Source organism: Paraburkholderia sp. USG1 (assembly GCF_031570135.1).
Classification (GTDB): Bacteria; Pseudomonadota; Gammaproteobacteria; order Burkholderiales; family Burkholderiaceae; genus Paraburkholderia; species Paraburkholderia dioscoreae.
In genome coordinates this window covers 1-20,580 of sequence record NZ_JAMWXW010000037.1, presented here as the reverse complement: position 1 = coordinate 20,580, position 20,580 = coordinate 1, and the positions used below count along the sequence as shown (strand labels likewise).

At 63.7% G+C, this 20,580-nt stretch carries 17 protein-coding genes; 16 read left to right on the top strand and 1 reads right to left on the bottom strand.

The annotated features are described in order from the left end of the window. Positions 1 to 244: 244 nt before the first annotated feature. From NE850_RS33920 to NE850_RS33910, 3 genes are read left to right on the top strand one after another with little or no spacing between them, the layout of a single operon-like run. Entirely contained in the window at positions 245 to 1,978 is a 1,734-nt protein-coding gene (locus tag NE850_RS33920; RefSeq protein ID WP_007176349.1) for a PQQ-binding-like beta-propeller repeat protein, read from the top strand. Continuing rightward, positions 1,975 to 2,595, top strand: coding sequence for a cytochrome c (locus NE850_RS33915; RefSeq protein WP_165187854.1), 621 nt, complete (start codon positions 1,975 to 1,977; stop codon positions 2,593 to 2,595). The genes NE850_RS33920 and NE850_RS33915 overlap by 4 nt, the downstream gene beginning before the upstream one ends. Before the next feature lie 15 nt (positions 2,596 to 2,610). Next, a complete protein-coding gene (locus NE850_RS33910) occupies positions 2,611 to 3,273 on the top strand; it encodes an ankyrin repeat domain-containing protein (RefSeq protein ID WP_165187856.1) in 663 nt (220 codons plus the stop codon). A gap of 72 nt (positions 3,274 to 3,345) precedes the next feature. Here NE850_RS33910 and NE850_RS33905 read toward each other — a convergent pair whose 3' ends face one another. Next, a complete protein-coding gene (locus NE850_RS33905) occupies positions 3,346 to 4,161 on the bottom strand; it encodes an IclR family transcriptional regulator (RefSeq protein WP_007176352.1) in 816 nt (271 codons plus the stop codon). A gap of 329 nt (positions 4,162 to 4,490) precedes the next feature. On the opposite strand from NE850_RS33905, the gene NE850_RS33900 reads away from it, so the two are divergent. The 13 genes from NE850_RS33900 (at position 4,491) to NE850_RS33840 (ending at position 20,070) form a co-directional block, all read left to right on the top strand. Next, positions 4,491 to 6,098: an ABC transporter substrate-binding protein gene (locus NE850_RS33900; RefSeq protein ID WP_007176353.1), complete on the top strand. Its 1,608-nt coding sequence runs from the start codon at positions 4,491 to 4,493 to the stop codon at positions 6,096 to 6,098. Then, positions 6,091 to 7,116: an ABC transporter permease gene (locus NE850_RS33895; RefSeq protein ID WP_007176354.1), complete on the top strand. Its 1,026-nt coding sequence runs from the start codon at positions 6,091 to 6,093 to the stop codon at positions 7,114 to 7,116. The genes NE850_RS33900 and NE850_RS33895 overlap by 8 nt, the downstream gene beginning before the upstream one ends. Next, entirely contained in the window at positions 7,113 to 7,976 is an 864-nt protein-coding gene (locus NE850_RS33890; protein WP_007176355.1) for an ABC transporter permease, read from the top strand. Before NE850_RS33895 ends, NE850_RS33890 begins: the two co-directional genes overlap by 4 nt. Then, positions 7,973 to 8,992 (top strand): ABC transporter ATP-binding protein, encoded by a 1,020-nt coding sequence (locus NE850_RS33885; protein ID WP_310699956.1) that lies wholly within the window; start codon positions 7,973 to 7,975, stop codon positions 8,990 to 8,992. Before NE850_RS33890 ends, NE850_RS33885 begins: the two co-directional genes overlap by 4 nt. Next, on the top strand, positions 8,982 to 10,022 hold the full coding sequence (locus tag NE850_RS33880; protein ID WP_007176357.1) for an ABC transporter ATP-binding protein: 1,041 nt from the start codon (positions 8,982 to 8,984) through the stop codon (positions 10,020 to 10,022). The genes NE850_RS33885 and NE850_RS33880 overlap by 11 nt, the downstream gene beginning before the upstream one ends. A gap of 111 nt (positions 10,023 to 10,133) precedes the next feature. Then, on the top strand, positions 10,134 to 11,297 hold the full coding sequence (locus NE850_RS33875) for an LLM class flavin-dependent oxidoreductase (protein WP_007176358.1): 1,164 nt from the start codon (positions 10,134 to 10,136) through the stop codon (positions 11,295 to 11,297). A gap of 48 nt (positions 11,298 to 11,345) precedes the next feature. After that, complete coding sequence (locus NE850_RS33870) at positions 11,346 to 12,569, top strand: acyl-CoA dehydrogenase (RefSeq protein ID WP_007176359.1); 1,224 nt, start codon at positions 11,346 to 11,348, stop codon at positions 12,567 to 12,569. A gap of 54 nt (positions 12,570 to 12,623) precedes the next feature. Beyond that, entirely contained in the window at positions 12,624 to 14,288 is a 1,665-nt protein-coding gene (locus tag NE850_RS33865) for a rhodanese-like domain-containing protein (protein WP_310699954.1), read from the top strand. A gap of 39 nt (positions 14,289 to 14,327) precedes the next feature. After that, positions 14,328 to 15,692, top strand: a complete 1,365-nt coding sequence (locus NE850_RS33860; protein ID WP_007176361.1) for an LLM class flavin-dependent oxidoreductase — start codon at positions 14,328 to 14,330, stop codon at positions 15,690 to 15,692. A gap of 63 nt (positions 15,693 to 15,755) precedes the next feature. After that, positions 15,756 to 16,583 (top strand): ABC transporter permease, encoded by an 828-nt coding sequence (locus tag NE850_RS33855; RefSeq protein ID WP_310699953.1) that lies wholly within the window; start codon positions 15,756 to 15,758, stop codon positions 16,581 to 16,583. Then, positions 16,576 to 17,313, top strand: a complete 738-nt coding sequence (locus NE850_RS33850; RefSeq protein WP_310699952.1) for an ABC transporter ATP-binding protein — start codon at positions 16,576 to 16,578, stop codon at positions 17,311 to 17,313. The genes NE850_RS33855 and NE850_RS33850 overlap by 8 nt, the downstream gene beginning before the upstream one ends. Before the next feature lie 60 nt (positions 17,314 to 17,373). Further along, entirely contained in the window at positions 17,374 to 18,390 is a 1,017-nt protein-coding gene (locus tag NE850_RS33845; RefSeq protein ID WP_232064308.1) for an ABC transporter substrate-binding protein, read from the top strand. A 72-nt stretch (positions 18,391 to 18,462) separates the two neighbouring features. Beyond that, the gene (locus tag NE850_RS33840) at positions 18,463 to 20,070 is read left to right on the top strand and encodes a rhodanese-like domain-containing protein (RefSeq protein WP_310699950.1); all 1,608 of its coding nucleotides are present in this window, start codon (positions 18,463 to 18,465) and stop codon (positions 20,068 to 20,070) included. The last annotated feature ends 510 nt before the right edge of the window (positions 20,071 to 20,580 follow it).

Genomic DNA, 20,580 nt, shown 5'->3' with positions numbered 1-20,580 from the left:
TCTGGAAAATCCCGAGCGTTTAGCCTACGCTTAAGCGAGCCGGCCTTTTGGGGAAGAGAGCATTCCCTCCACCCATCCATGCGCAGCCGACCCATTCTGACAAAGCAATCAACGGTTCTAAATCGTACGCTTTTGTTGTTTGAGAGGGTTGTGCCATCCTGCTTTTCTACGCCGTCGCTTGCGTGGATGAATGCCGCACTCCAGCGCTGAAATTCTTGAACAATAAAAAGCCAAGGAGACGCTCATGCCATTCATTCGCATTCCAGACGCTATTGGTCTTCCTCTGCTCGCCATCGCATTCGGCTTGCCCGCTGCGTATGCCGCGGACGAAGTTCAGAACAGTTCGACCACGACGACCTCGCCCGTGCCCTCGACGCTGCAGCCCGTGAGCCAGGAACAGCTCGACAGGGCGGCCACCACGTCGAACGACTGGCTGCTTTCGAACGGTTCGTACGCGCAGACGCGGTACTACCGTGGTGCACAAATCAACAAAACGAACGTGTCGAAACTCCGGCCGGCTTTCATATTCCAGACAGCCGTCAACGAGTCGATGGAAACGGCGCCGATCGTATCGAACGGCGTGATGTTCATTACCACCTCGTTCAATCACGTATATGCGGTCGACGCAGTAACGGGCAAGGAATTCTGGCATTACAAACACAAGATGGGCTCGGTCACGACGTTTTGTTGCGGGCCCAACAATCGCGGCGTAGCCATAGCCGGCGACCGGCTTTACATGGGCACCCTCGACGCGAAGCTCGTCGCGCTCGACGCAAAAACCGGCAGCGTGTTGTGGCAAACGCAGATCGCCGATCCCGATGAAGGCTACTCGGAAACGATGGCGCCGACGGTGGTCGACGGCAAGGTGTTGATCGGCACGAACGGCGGCGAATATGGCATTCGCGGTTTCCTCAAGGCGTTCGACGCAAACTCGGGTCAATTGCTGTGGACCTTCTATACGATTCCGGAAACCGGCCAGGAAGGCGTGTGGGCTACGAAGGACGCGACCGGCCGCGACGAGAAACGCGACATCGATGCCGAGAAAAGGCAGCTGGCCGAGAAAGGCGGCGACTTCTACAAGACGCTCGGCGGCGGCGTGTGGATGGCGCCCGCAATCGACCGGCAGACGCATACGGTGTTCTTCGTGGTCGGCAATCCTTCGCCTGACCTGTATGGCGCAATCCGGCCGGGAGACAACCTCTATACGGATTCGCTCGTCGCCATCGATCTGGACACCGGCAAATACAAATGGCACTACCAGTATGTGCCGCACGACGTGTGGGACCTGGACGCCGTGAGCCCGCCGATGCTGATCGACGTGCGCGACAACAACGGCAAGATGATTCCGGGCGTGGTGCACGGCGGCAAGACCGGTCACGTGTACGTTCACGATCGCGCCACCGGAAGGCTGATCCGCTATTCGCAGGCGATGATTCCGCAGGAGAACATGTGGACGTTGCCGACCGCCGCCGGCGCGCGGATGCTGCCTGGCGCGAACGGCGGAGTCGAGTGGTCGCCAATGGCATTCGATCCGCACACGCGTCTCGTGTATGCGGCCAATCTGCATCAGCCGATGACGTATCAGGTCGAGGACGCCGCCTATCCGGGCGGCAGCAAGCTGTGGCTGGGCGGCGCGTTCAAGACGATCGCGTCCGAACAGCAATGGGGCAAGTTGTCCGCCGTGAACGTCGATACGGGCAAGGTCGCGTGGGACTACAAGACCGAACAGCCGCTCATCGGCGGCGTGCTGACGACGGCGGGCGGCCTCGTATTCAACGGCGAAGGCAACGGCCTGTTCCGCGCATTCGATTCCGCCACGGGCAAGAAGCTCTGGGAGTTCCAGTGCGGCGCCGGCGTCAATGCGCCCGCGGTGTCATACATGGTGCACGGCAAGCAGTACATCGCGGTCGCGGCGGGCGGCAATACGCAGCTCGACTTCAAGCGCGGCAACACCGTGCTCGTCTTCGCGTTGCCATGACGATGCCGACGCTGCGGGGAACGCCGGGGCGGGCGCGCCGCTCATGGACGGCAGTGCTGTGCGGCTGGTTCGCCGCCGCATGGCTGCCGTTGAACGCGCACGCCGACGCCGAGGCCGGCAAGGCGAAGGCGCAGGTGTGCGTGGCCTGTCATGGGCCGATGGGTAATTCGACGAACCCGGACTATCCGATTCTTGCCGGTCAAACCGCGCGCTATATCTATCTGGAGCTCAAGGACTTCAAGGAAGGACGGCGCAGCGACCCGCGCATGTCGCCGATGGCGGCCAACCTTTCGCGTGAGGACATGCAGGATCTGGCCGACTACTTTGCCGCGCAAAAGGCAGTGTCCGTTCCGTTCAAGTCGGATAACGCCAGCATCGAAGCCGGAAGGAAGAAAGCGGCCGAGGTGTTATGCACCATGTGCCACCTGGGCGGCTTTGCCGGCCAGAACGAGATTCCGCGCGTCTCGGGTCAACTGTATCCATACATCGTCAAGCAATTGCAGGACTTCCGCTCGCACACGCGAACCAACGACGCCGGCAATATGACCAGTGTGACGCGCAATCTGACCGACGACGACATTCGCAATCTGGCCGCGTATATCAACAATCTCCAGTAGCAGGGAGGAGATACCGTGAAAGAGACTCTCACCCGTACCGTTGCGACTGTCGCGCTGCTCGCGGGCGCATTGGGTGCGTGCCTGCCCGCCCATGCGCAGGGCGATGGAGAAACAAACAGGCAGTTGCTGGCGGCCGCGAAAGACGGCGACCAGCCGTCGGCTCTCGCGGCGCTCCAGCGCGGCGCGGCGGTGGACGCCATGAACCGCATCGGCGACACTCCGTTGATCACCGCGTGCAAACGAGGCGATGCGGCTACGGCACGCATGCTGATCGACCACGGCGCGAACGTCCGGCACGCGAATGCGCCGGGCGTTACACCGTTGATGGCTGCGGCGTATGGAGGCTTCGATGAAATCGTCGCGCTCCTGCTGGCGCATGACGCGGATCCTCTTGCCACGGACCGCATCGGTAAAACCGCAATGGAGTACGCCGCCGGTCAGGGGCAAACGAAGGTTGTAAATCAGTTGCTCGATGCCGGGGTCAATGTAAACCGCACCTACAAGAACGATCTCACCGCGCTGATGTGGGCCGCCGGATACGATCGCGCGGATACCGTGCGGCTGCTGATCGCGCGCGGTGCGAATCGGGCGTTGAAGGACAATCGGGGCATGACGGCGAAAGATATCGCCGTGCAGACAAAATCGGATCAGGTTGCGCGGCTGCTATCTACTGGCTAGCGCGCGATCTGAACGTGCGTCTAATCCGGAGCCGTTCACTCGACGTGTGCGACTCCGGTTCCCTGAATCGGCCTAGACCCCAAGAAGCTGCGTCATCGTACGGATGGCATGCGAGGTCGAATTCAGCATCTGGCAAGCCTGCAGCAGATCGTCACGCATGGTGTCGAAGCCTTTGCTGAAGAAGCGGCTCGGCCCGGTGAGCACGATCGCTCCCAAGGCCCGGCCGGACGGAGCCGCGAGCCGTGAGCCCACGGCGCATATGCCAATCACGTTTTCATTCTGGTTGGTCGCCCATCCGCGCTTTCGTACCTCTTCGAGTTCATCATAGAGCGCCGCGCGATCGCGGATAGTCAATTCCGTGCGGGCGGAGTAGGGCGCCTGGCCAAGCATTGCGTCGCGTTGTTCATCTGTGCGGTCACTCAACAATATCTTGCCCGACACGGACGCGTGTAGCGGCGCCGTAACCGTGGTGTCGAAATACGGCGTGACGCTGTAATTCCCCGCGACACATTCCACCGTCACCCGGTGATCTCCAAGGAAAGCTATGAGCAGCACGGACGGGCCGTGCCGCTCCTGCAACTCGCGCATGAGCGACGCGGTGTCGCGGCGCAACCGGTTCAGCGGGTGTTCCAGCGGAAGCGGGCAGGCCGCCCGCGGGGTCGGGCAATAGAGCGAGCCTTCCCGGTACACATAGCCGGCAAGGTCGAGGGACTGCAGCAGACGGTGGCATGTGGTGGTGGGCAGGCCCACACTTTCCGCTATGTCCTGCAGGCTCAGCGGCCGCGCTGCCTCGTTCAGCCGGGAAAGAATGTTCAGCCCTCTGGCGAGCGCGCCGGAGTCCGCCTCGCGCCGTTCGGCACTTCCCTCGTTGGTGGTGACAGTGGCCATGATCAGCGGGATTCTGAAAAGACGGGCGCGAGCCGGGAGCCGGCGAAATGCGTCAACAACGGACACGTTGTGCAGATTTGCATATATGAATTGCTTGGTTGGGGCCGCTGGGGCAGCCTTCTACAATAAAACGGAATTATTCTTCCGAAATTTCTAAATATTGTACCGGCAATAGGGCGTAGCGGGTCGGAATCGAACTGACCGCCCGAATCTACGGTGGTGGATCGCATCGGTGATCCGGCTCGAAGTTAGGGCCGGAACTTCTGGCTGCCTGGATGGCGGGTTTCCGCCTTATATCTAGGATACCTATATAAATTACGATTTCAGCTATGACTACTCGCAGGGAATTTCTGATCGGGGCTGGTGCGTTTGCGGGCGGCGGCCTTCTTGCCGACTTTGCGTTTGCTGCGCCGGCGCCGGGCGGCGGCACCACGCTCGTTGCGAACACGCTGCCTGAGCCCGCCGGCCTCGCAGCCGGCTCAACGCCGGCGAATCCGACCAATGTCGTGTCGAGCAACCTGTTCGACGGGCTCATCACTTACGATGAAGCATTCCGTCCGGTGCCGCAACTTGCCACTTCATGGGTGGAGTCGGCCGATCAGCGCACGATCACGTTCAAATTGCGCGACGACGTGAAGTGGCACGATGGAACGCCGTTCACATCGGCGGATGTGCAGTATTCGATCATGGAAGTATCGAAGAAGGTTCATCCGATCGCGCGGCCCACCTTCGCGCAGATCATCGCGGTCGACACGCCCGATCCGCATACCGCGGTGTTCCGGCTGGCGCAACCGTCCCCGGTGATCTGGTCGTATCTCGATACCTCGTCGGCGTTCATTTTCCCGAAGCACCTTTACGCCGGGACCGATCCGCTGGCCAATCCGTACAACGCGAAGCCGGTCGGCACGGGTGGCTTCGTCTTCAAGGAATGGAACCGGGGCAACTACATTCGCCTCGTGAAGAATCCGGACTACTGGGACAAGGGCAGGCCGCGCGTCGACGAACTGATATTCCGGATCATTCCCGATGCGAGCGCTCGCAGCATCGCGTTGCAGAACGGCAGCGTGCAATACGCGCCGCTTACGCCGGTATCGCTGGTCGAAGCGCACCGGCTGGAGCAGAACCCGAATCTCATCGTCGATACGAAGGGCTGGCGCTCGAATGCGCCGATGTTCTTCATGGACTTCAATCTGCGTCAGAAGCGCTTCCAGGATGTGCGCGTGCGCCAGGCGATCGCTCATGCAATCAATCTGAAGCTGCTGACAAAGACCGTGTTCTACGATTTCGCGACCCCGGCGACGGGCCCCGTGCCCAGTTACCAGACACGCTTCTACACAGCGGATACGCCCCAGTATCCCTACGATCCGCAAAAGGCCGAGGCGCTGCTCGACGCCGCGGGTTTCCCGCGGGGAGCGGACGGTGTCCGGATGCGCTTCAATCACCTGAACCATACGTATGGCGAAGACTTCCAGCGGGCCGGACAGTTCATCCAGCAGCAGCTCAAGCGCGTCGGTGTCGAGGTCACGCTGGTCAATTACGATTTGCCGACCTATTTGCGCAAGATCTACACCGACCACGACTTCGACACGATGAACGTGTTCTATGCGGCGTTCGCCGATCCGCAGATCGGCGTGATCCGCCGCTTCTGGTCGAAGAACATCATCAGCGGCGCGCCGTGGAGCAACGGTTCGGGCTATGCATCGCCGGAGATGGACCGGGTTGTCGAGGCAATCCAGACTGAGCAGGATCCGCAGAAACGGACGCAGGCGATTCATCAGCTCCAGGTGGTGGCGCAGCGTGACCTGCCATCCATCTCGCTGGCCGAGCTGAAGTTCTTCCGCATCTATTCAAGGAACCTGCAGAACGTCAACACGACGCCGATCGGCGTCTACGCGTCGCTGAACGACGTGAGTATCGGTGCCGCCGGTCATGGCTGATCTGCCGGTTCGTACGCTGCCGGCGGCGCTCGGCGAGCGTCGGCGTTCGTTGCCTTATCCGGTGCGCCGGCTGCTCCAGGCGCTGCCGCTCGTCGTGTTCATCGGGGTACTGAATTTCTTCTGGCTGAGACTGGCGCCGGGCGATATGGCCGACGTCATGGCGGGAGAGGCCGGCGGCGCCACGCCGGAGTATCTGGCGGCGCTGCGTCACCAGTTCGGCTCCGACCAGCCGCTCGCGCTACAGTTTTTTGCCTACCTCAACCGGCTCGCCCATCTCGATCTCGGCTGGTCGTTCCGCTATAACGAATCCGTGCTGTCCCTGATCCTTGGGCGCCTGCCTGCCACCGCGCTGCTGATGGTGGGCGCGCTCGTGATTGCACTGCTGTTCGGCTGCCTTGCGGGAACCGTGGCCGCAGTGTCGCGCCGGCGCTGGATCGATGTCGTGGTCTCCGTTCTGGCGACACTGGGCTTCGCCACACCGCTGTTCTGGCTCGGCCTGATGCTGATGGTGCTGTTCTCCGCCCATCTGCACTGGTTGCCCGCAGGGGGCATCACTACGCCCGGCGTTGCCGCGACCGGTTGGGCTCACGTCAGCGATATCGCGGCGCACATGGTGCTGCCGGTGTTCTGTCTGGCCGCCTATTACCTTGCCATCTATGCAAGGCTGATGCGCGCCTCCGTGCTGGAGGTGGCAGGACTCGATTTCGTCCGTACCGCGCGAGCCAAAGGGGTGTCGCGGCTCGCCACGATCACGTCGCACGTGGTTCCGAATGCACTGCTGCCAATCGTCACGATGACCGCATTGCAGTTCGGCGCGCTATTCAGCGGTTCGGTGGCGATCGAGACGGTGTTCAGCTGGCCGGGTCTGGGCCAGCTTGCCCTCGATGCCGTCGCTTCACGCGACCTGAACCTGCTGCTCGGCATTCTGTTCTTCAGTTCGGTGCTGGTGCTCGTCGTCAACCTGGCGGTGGATCTCACCTACGGATGGTTCGACCCACGTATCGAGGCGCAGCGATGAGCGAGCTCCTGCTGACGAGACCGGGCTCACGCCTCTGGCACCGCATGACTCAGGCACCGAGCCTCGCGATCGGCGCGCTGCTGCTTGTCGCGATAGCCGTGCTGGCGCTCGGCGCTCCGTACTTCACCCATAACGATCCGCTCGACATGGTCGGGACGCCGTTCACCTGGCCGGGAACGGACCGGGCCTTTCCCCTCGGCACCGACATGATGGGACGGGACATGTTCAGCGGCATCGCGTACGGTGCGCGGGTGTCGCTCGAGATCGGCGTCGCGGCCGGACTGCTTGCCACGCTGGCTGGCCTTCTGATCGGCGCGGTGGCCGGATTTTACGGCGGCCTCGTCGACGACGTGCTGATGCGGATCACCGAGCTGTTCCAGACCATGCCCGCGCTGCTGTTCACCATCGTGATGGTGGTGGTGGTTCATCCGAGCGTGGCGACCATCGTGCTGGGCGTTGCGCTGACCAACTGGCCGCAGGTTGCGCGGCTCGTGCGGGCCGAGGCGCTGCGCGTGAGCCGTGCGGAATTCGTGCAGGCCGCGATCGTGGTCGGCATGAGCCGGCCACGCATCGTATTCACCCATGTGCTGCCCAACGTGGCGACGTCGGCCATCGTGATGGTCTCGATCCTCGCCGGCAATGCAATCCTGACCGAAGCCGTGTTGTCTTTTCTCGGCCTGGGCGACCCCAACGTGATCACGTGGGGCAGCATGATCGGATCGGGCCGCGAGGCGCTGCAGACAGCGTGGTATATGACCGCGCTGCCGGGCTGCGCGGTGCTGGTTACGGTGCTGAGCCTCAACCTGATTGGCAACGGTCTGAACGACCTCGCGAATCCGCGTCGCAGGAGAACGCTGTGAGCGGCGCGGCGCTGCTGGAGGTCGAGGACCTGAGCGTCGCGTTTTCCACGGCGCGCGGCCGTGCGCCCGCGACGGCGGTTGACCGGTTGTCGTTCGGCATCCGCGAGGGCGAGACGCTGGCGCTGGTCGGCGAGTCCGGCTGCGGCAAATCCACGACCGCGCTGGCGCTGATGGGACTGCTCGACACATCCAGTACCCGTGTCGATGCGACGCGCCTGCATTTCGCCGGAACCGACCTGCTGCGCCTGCCCGAAGAGTCGTGGCGACGGCTGCGCGGCGGCAGCATCGGGATGATTTTTCAGGATCCGCTGGCCGCGCTCAACCCGGTCCGCACGATCGGACGACAGATCGGCGAGGCGTTGAAACTGCATCGTGGACTTTCTGGACGGGCCGCGCGCAGCGAAACGCTCGAACTGCTGCGCCAGGTCGGTATTCCCGAGCCGGCGCGGCGTGTCGACGATTACCCGCACCGGCTTTCGGGCGGCATGCGTCAGCGCGTGCTGATCGCAATGGCGCTGGCCGGCCGGCCTCGACTGCTGATTGCCGATGAGCCAACGACCGCGCTGGATGTGACCATCCAGGCGCAGATCCTCGCGCTGCTTGCGACGCTGCAGCAGCAGACCGGCATGGCGTTGCTGCTGATCACGCATGACCTCGGTATTGTCGGGCAGCTTGCTCATCGTGTCGCGGTCATGTATGCCGGCCGCAAGATCGAGGAGAGGCCAACAGCCGCGCTGTTCGATGACCCGCGGCATCCCTATACCCAACGCCTGCTCGAAGCGAGGCCGCGTCGCGGCGGTTCACGCGCGCGGCTCGCCGAGATTGCCGGTGCGGTTCCCGCGCCGGGCGTGGCGCCAGGCGGGTGCGCATTTGCGCCGCGCTGCGAACTCGCGCATGCAGCATGCCGCGAAGCCGACCCGGCGTGGCGGCAGCTCGGCGACGGCGGCGTTCGCTGCGTTCTCGATGCGTGCGTCGCCAGCATCGGGACAGACGACAGGAGGAGCGATGCTGCTTGAGATCGACCGCCTGAGCGTTCGCTACAAGACACGGCGCGGCGTGCTGAGCGCCGTCGATCAGTTGTCACTCGACGTAGGGCGCGGTGAAACGCTCGGCCTCGTGGGCGAATCCGGTTGCGGCAAGAGCTCGCTTGGCAAGGCGATCGTGCGTCTGATCGAACCGGCCGAGGGCGCCGTGCGGCTCGACGGCCAGGACCTCGGCCGTCTCACGCGGCGGCAGTGGCTGGCGTGGCGCAGGCGCATGCAAATGGTCTTCCAGGATCCGTTGAGCGCACTCGATCCGCGCAAGAGCGTGCGCCGGACCCTGACGCTGCCGCTCGAAGTCCACCGGATCGGAACCTCCGCGGAACGGCGCGAGCGCGTGGATGCGCTGTTGCATCAGGTGGGCCTCGCCCCGGCGCTCGCGGAGCGGATGCCGCACGAACTGTCGGGCGGTCAGCGCCAGCGCGTCAATATCGCCCGTGCGCTGAGCCTGGACCCGGATGTGCTGATCTGCGACGAACCCGTTTCCGCGCTGGACGTGTCGCTCCAGGCTCAGGTGCTGAACCTGTTGTCCGACCTGCAGCGCGAGCGCGCGATCACCTGCCTGTTCATCAGTCACGACCTCGCGGCGGTGGGCTATCTGGCCGACCGGATCGCTGTCATGTACCTCGGTCAGATCGTCGAGATATTGCCGGCCGATCACCTCTGGCGGCACGCAGCACACCCTTATACGCAATTGCTAATCGACTCGATTCCGACGCGTGGCGCGCAGTTGCCCGCGGCTTCGTCTGCGGAGCTGCCCGATCCGTTCGCCCCGCCGCGCGGCTGCCGGTTCCAGCAACGCTGCCCGCATGCGCAACCGGTGTGCAGCGAAACGCCGCCTGCACTGCTCACGGTCGGCGCCTCGCATGCCGTGGCCTGTCACCTGTACGGCAGCGCCGCTTCGGCACGCGTAGCCGTTGCAGACATTGCGTGGCCGGTCCGCCGCGCGGCGCAGGCCGTCAACGCGGACGGCGAGCCGCAACCCGAAACCACGAGGAGTGCCTGACTTGATCACCCGTCGCCAGTTCTTTCAGATGGCCAATGGCCGCCTATTCGTCGCTTGCGTCAGTGCACGAAGCCTGATGACTCTCCACGTCCATTTTTAATGCGGTGTCCCATGTCGACTTTGTCTCCCGCCAGTTTTCCCGATAGCCCGCTTTCGCGGGCGCTCTCCCAGCCTCTGATGCTGGGCCTGTTCCTGCCGATCCAGAGCGGCGGGTGGTCCATGTCGACGTTGCCGCGCACGACCGACTGGACCTTCGACTACAACGCGCGGCTGACCCGCAAGGCGGAGGCTCTCGGCTTCGACCTCGTGTTCGGTCTCGCGCAGTGGCTCGGCAAGGACGGTCACGGCGGGACGACGCGCTACCGTCGCGACTCGCTCGATTCGTTCATCACGATCGCGTCGCTGGCTTCCATTACGAACCGCATCCTGCTGATCTCGACGCTGCATATTCTTTACGGCGGCTGGCATCCGCTGCATCTCGCGAAGTTCGGCGCAACGCTCGATCATATTTCCGGCGGCCGGTGGGGGCTGAACATGGTCACCGGCCATTCGGTCGACGAGGCCGAGATGTTCGGCCGCGAAGGCCACTTCGAGCACGACCTGCGCTACGAGATGGCCGGGGAATTCGTCGACCTGATGGAGCAGCTCTGGTCGCTGGACGACAACCTGACGTTCGACGGCAAGTGGTATCGCACGCGCAACGCATTCGTTTCACCGAAGCCGCGCTTCGGCCGGCCCGTGCTGGTCAACGCGACGAGTTCGCCCGCCGGAATCGACTACGCGGCGCAACGCTCCGACCTGATCTTCATCACGAGCTCGGCGGGCGCGCAGATCGACGCGGCGCTGGAGGTCTTGCCGGCCCACACCGCGCAGGTTCAGGCGCGTGCGCAGGCTTACGGGCGGCAGGTAAGCACGCTGATCAATCCGACGATCGTCTGCCGGCCGACCGAGCGGGAGGCGCATGCCTATCACGACGCGATCCTCTCGCATGCCGATTTTGGCGCGGTGGATGGCTTCACGGGCCGCCGCAGCGACGCGAAAGCCTGGAAGGGCCACCAACGTGAGCAGCGTGTCCTTGGAGGCAACATCCAGATCATCGGTTCACCTGAGCATGTGGTGGAAGATCTGCTGCGCCTGAAAGCGGCAGGTATCGACGGCGTGCAACTGACCTTCTTCGATTTCGAACCCGATCTCGCGTACTTCGGCGAGGCTGTGCTGCCGTTGCTGGAGCAGGCCGGCCTCAGGGTGCCGGTGCCGGTGCAGGCGTCTGCGTGATAGCCGTGCAGACAAACGCGTTCATTTGATTCACAGGGAGTCTTGTTGATGGGAACGACCGATTCGAAACTGGCCGACAATCTGCGCGCCGACGCGGTGCAACCCGGCTCAGCAGCGCTGCGTGAGCTCGTGGCCGCGATCGCAGCCGGGGCGGAAGCCCGTGATCGCGGAGACGCGGATACCCGCGACGCGATCGCGCAGGTGCGAGCCGCGCGCCTTGGCGTGTTCCGCGTGCCGAAGGCCGAAGGCGGCGCGGGCGCGACGCTGCCGCAGTTATATGAACTGGTGCTGGATCTGGCCGAGGCCGATTCGAACGTCCCGCACATTCTGCGCAACCATTTCGCCTTCGTCGAAAAGGCTCTGCGCGCCCGTCATTTGCCGCAATACCAACGCTGGATCCAGTTCGTGCATGACAACGAACTCTTCGGTCTGGGGGCGAGCGAACTGGGTACGCAGAATATCGGCGACGGTGACGGCAATACCCGGCTCGAGCCGACCGGCAGCGCCTATCGCCTGACAGGGACCAAGTACTACAGCACCGGCAATCTCTATTCAGACCACATTATCGTGAATGCGAAGACGCCGGACGGGCGATTCGTCGGCGCGCGCGTGTCGGTCCGGCAACCGGGCGTCGATGTGCGGGAAGACTGGGACGGCATCGGGCAGCGTCAGACGGCGAGCGGCACCACCGTGTTCACCGACGTCGAGGTCGCGGCAAATGACGTTCTGGTTCTCTCCGCCGATGTGAAGGTCACGCATCAGGCCACGTTTGCACAGCTCTACCTCACGACGATTATCGCCGGCATTCTGCGCCGTATCGCGAAGGACGCGGTGAAACTGGTCCTGCAGCGCGAACGCAATTATTACCATGCGGTGGCATCGCGCCCTGCGGACGATCCGCTGCTTCAGGAAACCGTGGGCGAGCTACAGAGCGCGGCTTTCGTCGCAGAGGCCGCGGTGCTGAACGCAGCCGGTGTGCTGGGCGAGGCGTTCGACAGCGCGATTGCCGGCAAGCCCGACGACGCGCTGTTCGTGGAAGCCGCGCTGCGCAGCGCGAAAGCGAAGGTGGTGATCGACCAGCTCGCGCTTCAGTCGGCCACGCGGCTTTTCGATGTGGGCGGTGCGTCCGCTGCGAGGCAGACCGCGCAGCTGGACCGTCACTGGAGAAATATCCGCACGATCGCATCGCACAACCCCGGACTCTACAAAGCCAGGGTGATTGGCAACCATGCGATCAACGGTGTTCCGCTGCCGACCGCGGCATTCTTCTGAGTCACCGCCTGTTAGTTCGCTATCCCTATTTCATTACGTTCCGTTAGTCCGACAATGAGCCACTCAACCATTCTGCTGATTACACCCTCCGCGTTGCGCGCAGCGCTCGCCGCTCGGCGCGAGCTCGCCGTTCTCGATGTCCGCGAAGAAGGGGTATCCGCGCGCCGCCGGCTGTTCTATTCGTCCATTGCGCCTGTCGGTCGTCTTGGCCTTGTCGTCGGCCAGCTCGTGCCGCGTTTTACCACGCCGGTCGTGCTGGTTGACGAAGCCGGCGAATATGCTTCGCGTGCCGCGGCACTGCTGGCCAGCTTCGGCTACACGGACGTGTCGATTCTCGACGGCGGCGTAAGCGGCTGGGATGCCGCCGGCTTCGAGGTGTTCAGCGGGACCAACGTGCCTGGCAAGGCGTTCGGCGAGGTGATCGAGCATCGGCTGCATACGCCGAATATCGATGCGCCTACGCTCAAGCAACTGCAGGACGCAGGCGAGGACCTGGTGGTGCTCGACAGTCGGCCATTCCCCGAATACCAGTCCATGAACATACCGGGCGGCGTCGAATGCGCGGGTGCCGAGCTGGTTCACCGTGCTCTCGCGGCCGCGCCGTCGCCCGATACGCTGATCGTGGTCAATTGCGCGGGTCGCACGCGCAGCATTCTCGGTGCGCAGTCGCTCGTCAATGCCGGTATCCCGAATCCCGTTGCAGCGCTGACAGGAGGATCGATGTCGTGGCTGCTGTCGGGATACGAACTCGAGCGTGGCCGCATCAGCACGGCGCCGCGTCCCGACGGAGCCGCGCTCGCCGGCGCGCGGACGCTCGCGCAACGCGCGGCGGCGCGAGCCGGCGTGGTCGAGATCGACCGTGCCACGCTTGCCCGTTTCGAAAGCGAAGCGGCCACGCATACGCTTTACCGTTTCGACGTGCGTGCTCCTCTGGAATACGAAGCGGGCCATCGTGCCGGCTGGCGCTCGGCGCCTGGCGGACAACTGGTGCAGGCAACCGATGAATACGTTGGGACGCTCCACGCACGCGTGGTGCTCTCCGACGATGACGGCGTGCGCGCCCGCATGACGGCTTCGTGGCTCGTGCAGCTGGGTTATCTGCAGGTGTTCGTGCTGGCCGACGACGATGCTTCCGCAGCATTCGAAACCGGCCCGGAACCGCTGCCGATATTCCGCACGCCAGGCCGCACGCAGTGGATAGAAGCGGACCAGCTTGCGCAGGCGCTCGAAGCGGGCAGGGCACAGGTGGTGGACGTGGACAGCAGTCTCGCGTTCCGCCGCGCGCATATCGCCGGGGCCCGCTTCGTCGCGGCGAGCGCGCTGGACGATCTGTTGGAGCAGATCGACGACGCATCGCGGCAACTCGTCCTCACTTCCAGCGATGGCGTACTCGCCAGCCTGCTGGCCAACCAGTTGCGCGAGCGGCGCGAAGGCGTGGCGGCGCTGCTCGGCGGTACGCAGCGCTGGCTGGCGCTCGGCCTGCCGCAGGCCGCCGGCGACGAGGGCAACCTGACCGGCGACGACGATGCCTGGTACAGCCCATATCACTACGCGCCGGCGCAGGCCGCGCAGCAGATGGAGGCGTACCTCGCATGGGAGTTGCAGCTCGTCGGGCAACTTGAACGCGACGGCATTGCGTCGATCAATGTCATCGACTTCGACACACCGACCCATCGCCGCAGCGAGGAACGCCTCGCGGCGCTGCGTCGCGCGAACTGACCGGCTTGCCCGGTCTACCTAATGCATTGGAGCAGGAACATGAGTGCGGCACGGACACTGCATCTGAATACCAACATCACCGGCACGGGACGCCACCCGGCCGGCTGGCGGACGCTCGACAATCCGAAGTCGATCATCGACCTCGGGTTCTTCACCACCATCGCGCAGATCGCCGAGCGCGGCAAGCTCGACGCGGTGTTTCTCTCCGACGCGGTGGCGCTGCGCGGGCACGCACAGGGGCCGGCGCAGTCGCTTGAACCGACGGTTCTGCTTACCGCGCTTGCCGGCGTGACGCAACATGTCGGGCTGATCGGCACCGCGTCGACCACCTTCAACGACCCGTTCAATCTTGCGCGCCGCTTCGCCTCGGTGGATCACCTGAGCGCCGGGCGGGTCGCCTGGAACGCCGTGACGACTTACGACCCGGAAGCGGCCGCCAATTTCAGCATTGCAGAGTCGCCTGACAAGCAGGCGCGTTACGCGCGCGCCGAGGAGTTCGTCGAAGTCGTGCTGAAGCTGTGGGATAGCTGGGAAGACGATGCGCTGATCGCCGATCGCGCAAGCGGCCGCTATGCCAACCCGGCGCGCGTGCATGCCATCGCGCATGCCGGCCGTCACTTCCAGGTGCGCGGGCCGCTGAACCTGCCACGCAGTCCACAAGGACGGCCGGTGCTGGTGCAGGCGGGCGGCTCGGAGGCGGGCGTTGCGCTGGCCGCGCGCCATGCGGATGCGGTGTTCACGGCGCAGACCACGTTCGAAGGCGCACAGGATTTCTATCGGGACATCAAGGCGCGTGCCGTCGCGCATGGACGCCACGCCGATCATCTGCTGGTGCTGCCGGGCCTTTACCCGGTGATCGGCGGCACCCTTGACGAGGCGCGCCGGCGTAAAGCCGAAATGGATGCGCTTCTCGACCGCGGCGCCGAGCTCGCCAAATTCGCCGGTGCTCTCGGTATCGACGCCGCCGATCTGCAACTGGATGCGCCCTTGCCTTATGACCTGATCGACAAGGGCGATCGCGCCGACGTGTCGCGCGGATTCATCCGCTCCACGGTGCTGCTGGCCCGAAGCGAGAACCTGACGGTTCGCGATCTGCTCGACCGCAATCCCGGCGCACACCGGATGATCGTGGGCACACCGGAGACCATTGCGGACGACATCGAACGCTGGTTCGCCGGTCGCGCCGCGGACGGCTTCAACCTCAACGCCGACGTATTCCCTTCAGGGCTCGCGGACTTCGTCGATCACGTCGTGCCGCTGTTGCAGCGCAAAGGCATTTTCCGCCGCGAGTACGAGGGCACGACGTTACGCGACCACTATGGTCTCGCGCGACCGTCCAGCCGCTATGCCGATGCCGCGACGAGCGCTGTCGCGAATGCGGACGCGTTCGGTACGGTCTCCTGAGTAGTAGTTCGTTCATTCCGAACATGTAGTCAGTTTCATTTTTCAGGACGTTTCAGGACGTATATGTCTACGAGAGAATCCACTTTTACGGCGACTCCCGCACCGGCTCCAGTCGCGACAACCTTGCGGCTTGCGACGCTGCGCGAGCCGCTGTTGCGGGCCGCGGTCCCGGTGCTGTTGGTCGCGCTCTGGCAGTTGGCCTCGACACTCGGTGTGGTCAGCGAGTTCGTGCTGCCGGCGCCGGCATCGGTGCTGACGGCCTATCGGGAGTTGTGGCAGTCCGGCGATCTGCAGGATGCGCTGAAGATATCGCTTGCGCGCGCGGCATTGGGGCTGCTGATCGGCGGCGGCGCGGGTTTGCTGTTGGGCGTGGCGGCGGGTCTCAGCAAGTCCGCTGAACGCGGTTTCGACACGGTGCTGCAGATGCTGCGGACCATACCGTTCATTGCGCTGGTGCCGATCTTCGTCGTCTGGTTCGGAATCGGCGAACTGTCCAAAGTCGCGTTGATCGTCGGCGCGGCGATTTCTCCCATGTATCTCAGCACGTACCACGCCATACGCGGTATCGACCCGAAGCTGCTGGAACTCGGCCGCACGTTCCGCCTGACGCGCGGGCATCAGATACGTCTCATCATTCTGCCGACCGCGCTGCCCGGCATCCTCGTCGGCGTTCGCTATTCCGCAGCCATCTCGCTGCTCGCGCTCGTGGCGGCGGAGCAGATCAATGCAAGCGCCGGCATCGGCTTCATTCTGAACAACGCCAACCAGTTCCAGCGCACCGATATCATCATCGCCGGCATTCTCGTCTATGCGGCGCTCGGCATTGCGGTGGACGCGCTGCTGCGTTTCATCGAACGCAAGGCCCTCGTCTGGAGAGGTGCGCATGTCTGAGCTCGCCTATCAGCCTGATTACGACGCAGCGCCGGTTGTCGCAAGACTGTCCGGCGCCAGGAAACGCTACGGCGAAAACGCGGTGCTCGACAACGTGGACTTCACGGTCCGCAAGGGCGAGTGTGTCGCGCTGGTCGGCCCGTCGGGTACGGGCAAAACCACGCTGTTGCGGTTGCTGGCCGGCCTCGAATCGGTTTCGGGCGGCAGGACCGAGGTGACGCAGAACACCTCCGTCGTCTTCCAGGAGCCGCGGCTGATACAGGCGCTGCGCGTGTGGAAGAACGTGCTGCTGGACGACGCGCATAAGCCTGATGCAAAAGCGCGCGCCCGTGTCGCGCTGCAAGACGTCGGGCTCGAAGACAAGCTGGAGAGCTGGCCCGTCAGCCTCTCGGGCGGACAGGCGCAGCGTGTTGCCGTGGCTCGGGCGCTCTATCGCAGCCCGGAACTCATGCTGCTGGACGAGCCTTTCAGCGCGCTGGACGCGTTTACCCGCCGCAGCATGCAGAGCCTGGTCCTGAAGCTGTGGGCCAAGTACCGGTTCGGCCTCGTCATCGTGACGCACGACCTGGACGAGGCGCTGATTCTTGCCGACCGCATCGTGATTCTCTCCAAAGGCAGGATCTGCCACGAAACGCGAGTCGATATGCCGCGCGAACGCGACGTGACCTCGCCCGAATTCAACGCACTCAAGCGCGACTTGCTCAAACAGTTTTCGCTCAGTCTGTCCTGAAGTTTTCTCAATCGTTAAGTCAAGGTATTTATGTCGCTGAAGAAATCATTATTCGCTGGCATGGCTGTCCTTCTTGCCGCCGCCACGCTGACCGTGTCCGGTACGGCCGCAGCCCAGCCCACGCCCGACCTGAAGGGCACGAAGCTCGTCATTGCATATCAGGATCCGGCCTTTCCCGCGTTGATCCGCAAATCGGGCGTGGTCAACGGGACGCCTTACCAGATCGAATGGGTGCTGCTGACAGGGCCGGCCGCCAACCTGTCGGCGCTGTACGCCAACCGGATCGATCTGGGCCATATGGGCGATACGTCGCTCACGATCGAACAGGCCAACGCGCGCACGGAATGGACGAAAGAGTCGACACCGCTGCGTATTGTCGCGGGCTGGCGCAATTTCTATTCGAAGGACTATCCGCCGGTCGTCACGGCAGTGCGGACAAGTGCCGGGATCAATACCGTGCAGGAGATCAAAGGACACAAGGTCGGCTATAACTACGGCGGCTACAACCATTCGCAATACCTGGCCACGCTGGTTAAAGCCGGGTTGACCGAGAAAGACATTCAGCCCATCAAGTTCGCCGACGGCGCGACTTCGGCCGCCGGCTTCAACGCCGGCGAGGTGGACGTGTACGCGGGCGCCCTCGGCCCGATATTGCCCACGATCAAGTCGGGCGCCGGCCGTATCCTGCTGTTAGACCGCGACACCCAGATTCCGGCGCTGAACGTATGGACGACGACGTCCACGGTGTTGAAAGACCCGACCAAGGTCGCCGCGCTGCGGGATTACTTCTCGCGACTGTCGGGCTACTGGCAATGGCATGACACGCATAAGGACGAGGTGATCGGCGTTCTCAAGGACACGCTCAAGGTGTCCGACGAACGGGCCGCGTTCGAGTATGAAGTTCGCAGCGGCAGTTTCGTCAAATTCGATTCCGGGCTGATCGGCCAGGAACAGAAAATCGCCGACATTCTGTACGACGGGCACGCGATCCGGAAGAAGGTGGACGTGGCTGTCGAATACGATCCGCAATTCAATGCGGTGCAAAAAGCCGTCTGGCCGATCAAGGTCAAAAACTGATCGCGGTATCGCGCTGTCGGCGAACACAACGTGAACGGGCGGCTCCCGCCCCTCCGCTATGGATGTCAGAAAATGCCAAAGGGAATCGACGCGGCCACGCTGAAGCACTGGCTGGACGACGGCAGCGAAATCGCACTGTTCGACGTGCGCGAGCACGGGCAATACGGCGAGGGTCACCCGTTCTACGCGGTGCCGCTGCCGTATAGCGTGCTGGAGCGCGACGTCGGACGTCTCGCACCGAACCGGCGCGTGCGGGTGGTTGTGTACGACGGCGGTGACGGCGACGATGGCCCCGCCGCGCGGTCTGCTGCACGGCTGGAGACGCTGGGTTATGCCTCGGTTCACGTGCTCGAAGGCGGCACGCGTGCGTGGCAAGATGCGGGCTTCGTCTTGTTCAAGGGTGTGAACGTGCCCTCCAAGGCGTTCGGCGAACTGGTCGAGCAGGTCGCGCACACGCCCCACATATCGGCGCAGACGCTGTTGCAGTGGCAGCAGTCAGATACACCGCCTGTGGTGCTCGATGGGCGCCCGCCGGGCGAGTACCGCACGATGAACATTCCCGGCGCGTCGTGTTGCCCGAACGGCGAACTTGCCTACCGCATCGACGCGTTCGTGCCGGATGCGCAGACGCCGATCGTCATCAACTGTGCAGGGCGGACGCGCAGCATCATCGGCGCGCAGACGCTTCTTAATCTCGGCATTCGCAACCCGGTGTACGCGCTCGAAAACGGAACGCAGGGCTGGTTCCTTGCGGATCTGCCGCTCGAACGAGGCCAGCAGCGCGGCTATCCGGCCGACCTGCGGCCGCAACCGGCGCGCGTCGCTGCCGCGCGTGCGGTGGCGGAGCGCGCGGGCGTGGAATGGGTTCATGCGGATACCGTTCGCGACTGGGCGAAGGCGGACGGTCGCACGCTGTATCTGTGCGATGTCCGGACGCCGGAAGAGTTCGCGGCGAACACTTTGCCCGGCGCGCAGCATGCGCCGGGTGGCCAGCTACAGCAGGCGACCGATCAATACATCGGTGTGCGCAACGCACGCATCGTGCTGTTCGACGACGACGGCATTCGCGCGCCAGTCACCGCCAGCTGGTTGCGTCAGTTGGGACACGAAGCGTGGGTGCTGGAAGGCGGACTGCATAGCGGACTCGCGCTGGCCGACATGCGGATCCCCGAACCCGCCGCGCTTCCCTTGGTCGATGGGGATACTCTCGCGCAGCGCCTTGCGGCAGGCGGTCAGTCGGTCGTCGATCTGCGTACGAGCGCGGCGTGGCTGGCCGCGCATATTCCCGGTAGCGTCTGGTCGATTCGCCCGCGTCTTGCGGCCACGCTCGCGCAATGCGAGCAGGCCGTGACGTTCGTAGTGGACGATCCGCGTATCGCCGCTTGGGCCGTGAGTGATCTCGCCGGTGGTGAAGGGCACACGTTTAGCGTGCTCGATGGTGGCTTCGCCGCCTGGCCGGCGGGTGGCTGGCGTGTGGAAACGGATGCGGACGCGGTTGCGGATGTATTGCCGCCGTCCGCGCGTATCGACTATCTGTTCTTCACTCACGACCGGCACGCGGGCAACAAGGCGGCGTCCCGCGAATATCTTTCTTGGGAGCTGGGCTTGCTCGGGCAACTCGATGAGCTTGAGCGTAGCGCGTTCCGTCCATTGACTCGGGTGGTTGCCGCGCCGGAATAACGTGGGCTGCGATGGAGTATGAAACTCATGATGCGGGCGTGATCGAGCTTCGTGAACTCGGCGGCGAGTCTGACGAGAAGGTGGATGCATAGGAATGCATGGGATTGTATAGATGTGCTTTCAGAGGCTTATCACACATTTTTTCAATCATCCGCGAGGCGCAGCTATAATTTCGCCCTTAGCCTGTCTGACTGATCCTCCCAAAAAAATGATGGGTTAGATTGTGTCTGCCGTTAGACAAAACGGCGCGGGTTTGACAGCCTGCTGAGTGAAACCGCACTACCTGCGAAAGTGGGTAGTGCCCAGCCATGCGCGTTCCAATGGGCGGGTCGTGGTGAGGGAGCCGCAAGGCTCGCCGGTTATGGTTTTACTCCCGGTCTGTCATACATGGACGCCCCCAGTTTGCACAGCCGTCATTCGGTGATCGTTAGCAGATGAAGGATTGCAGCCATACATCCGGACTTGTGAGGACTTGCCTCTGTCCCTGATGGAATGTGCAGATCGGTTTCT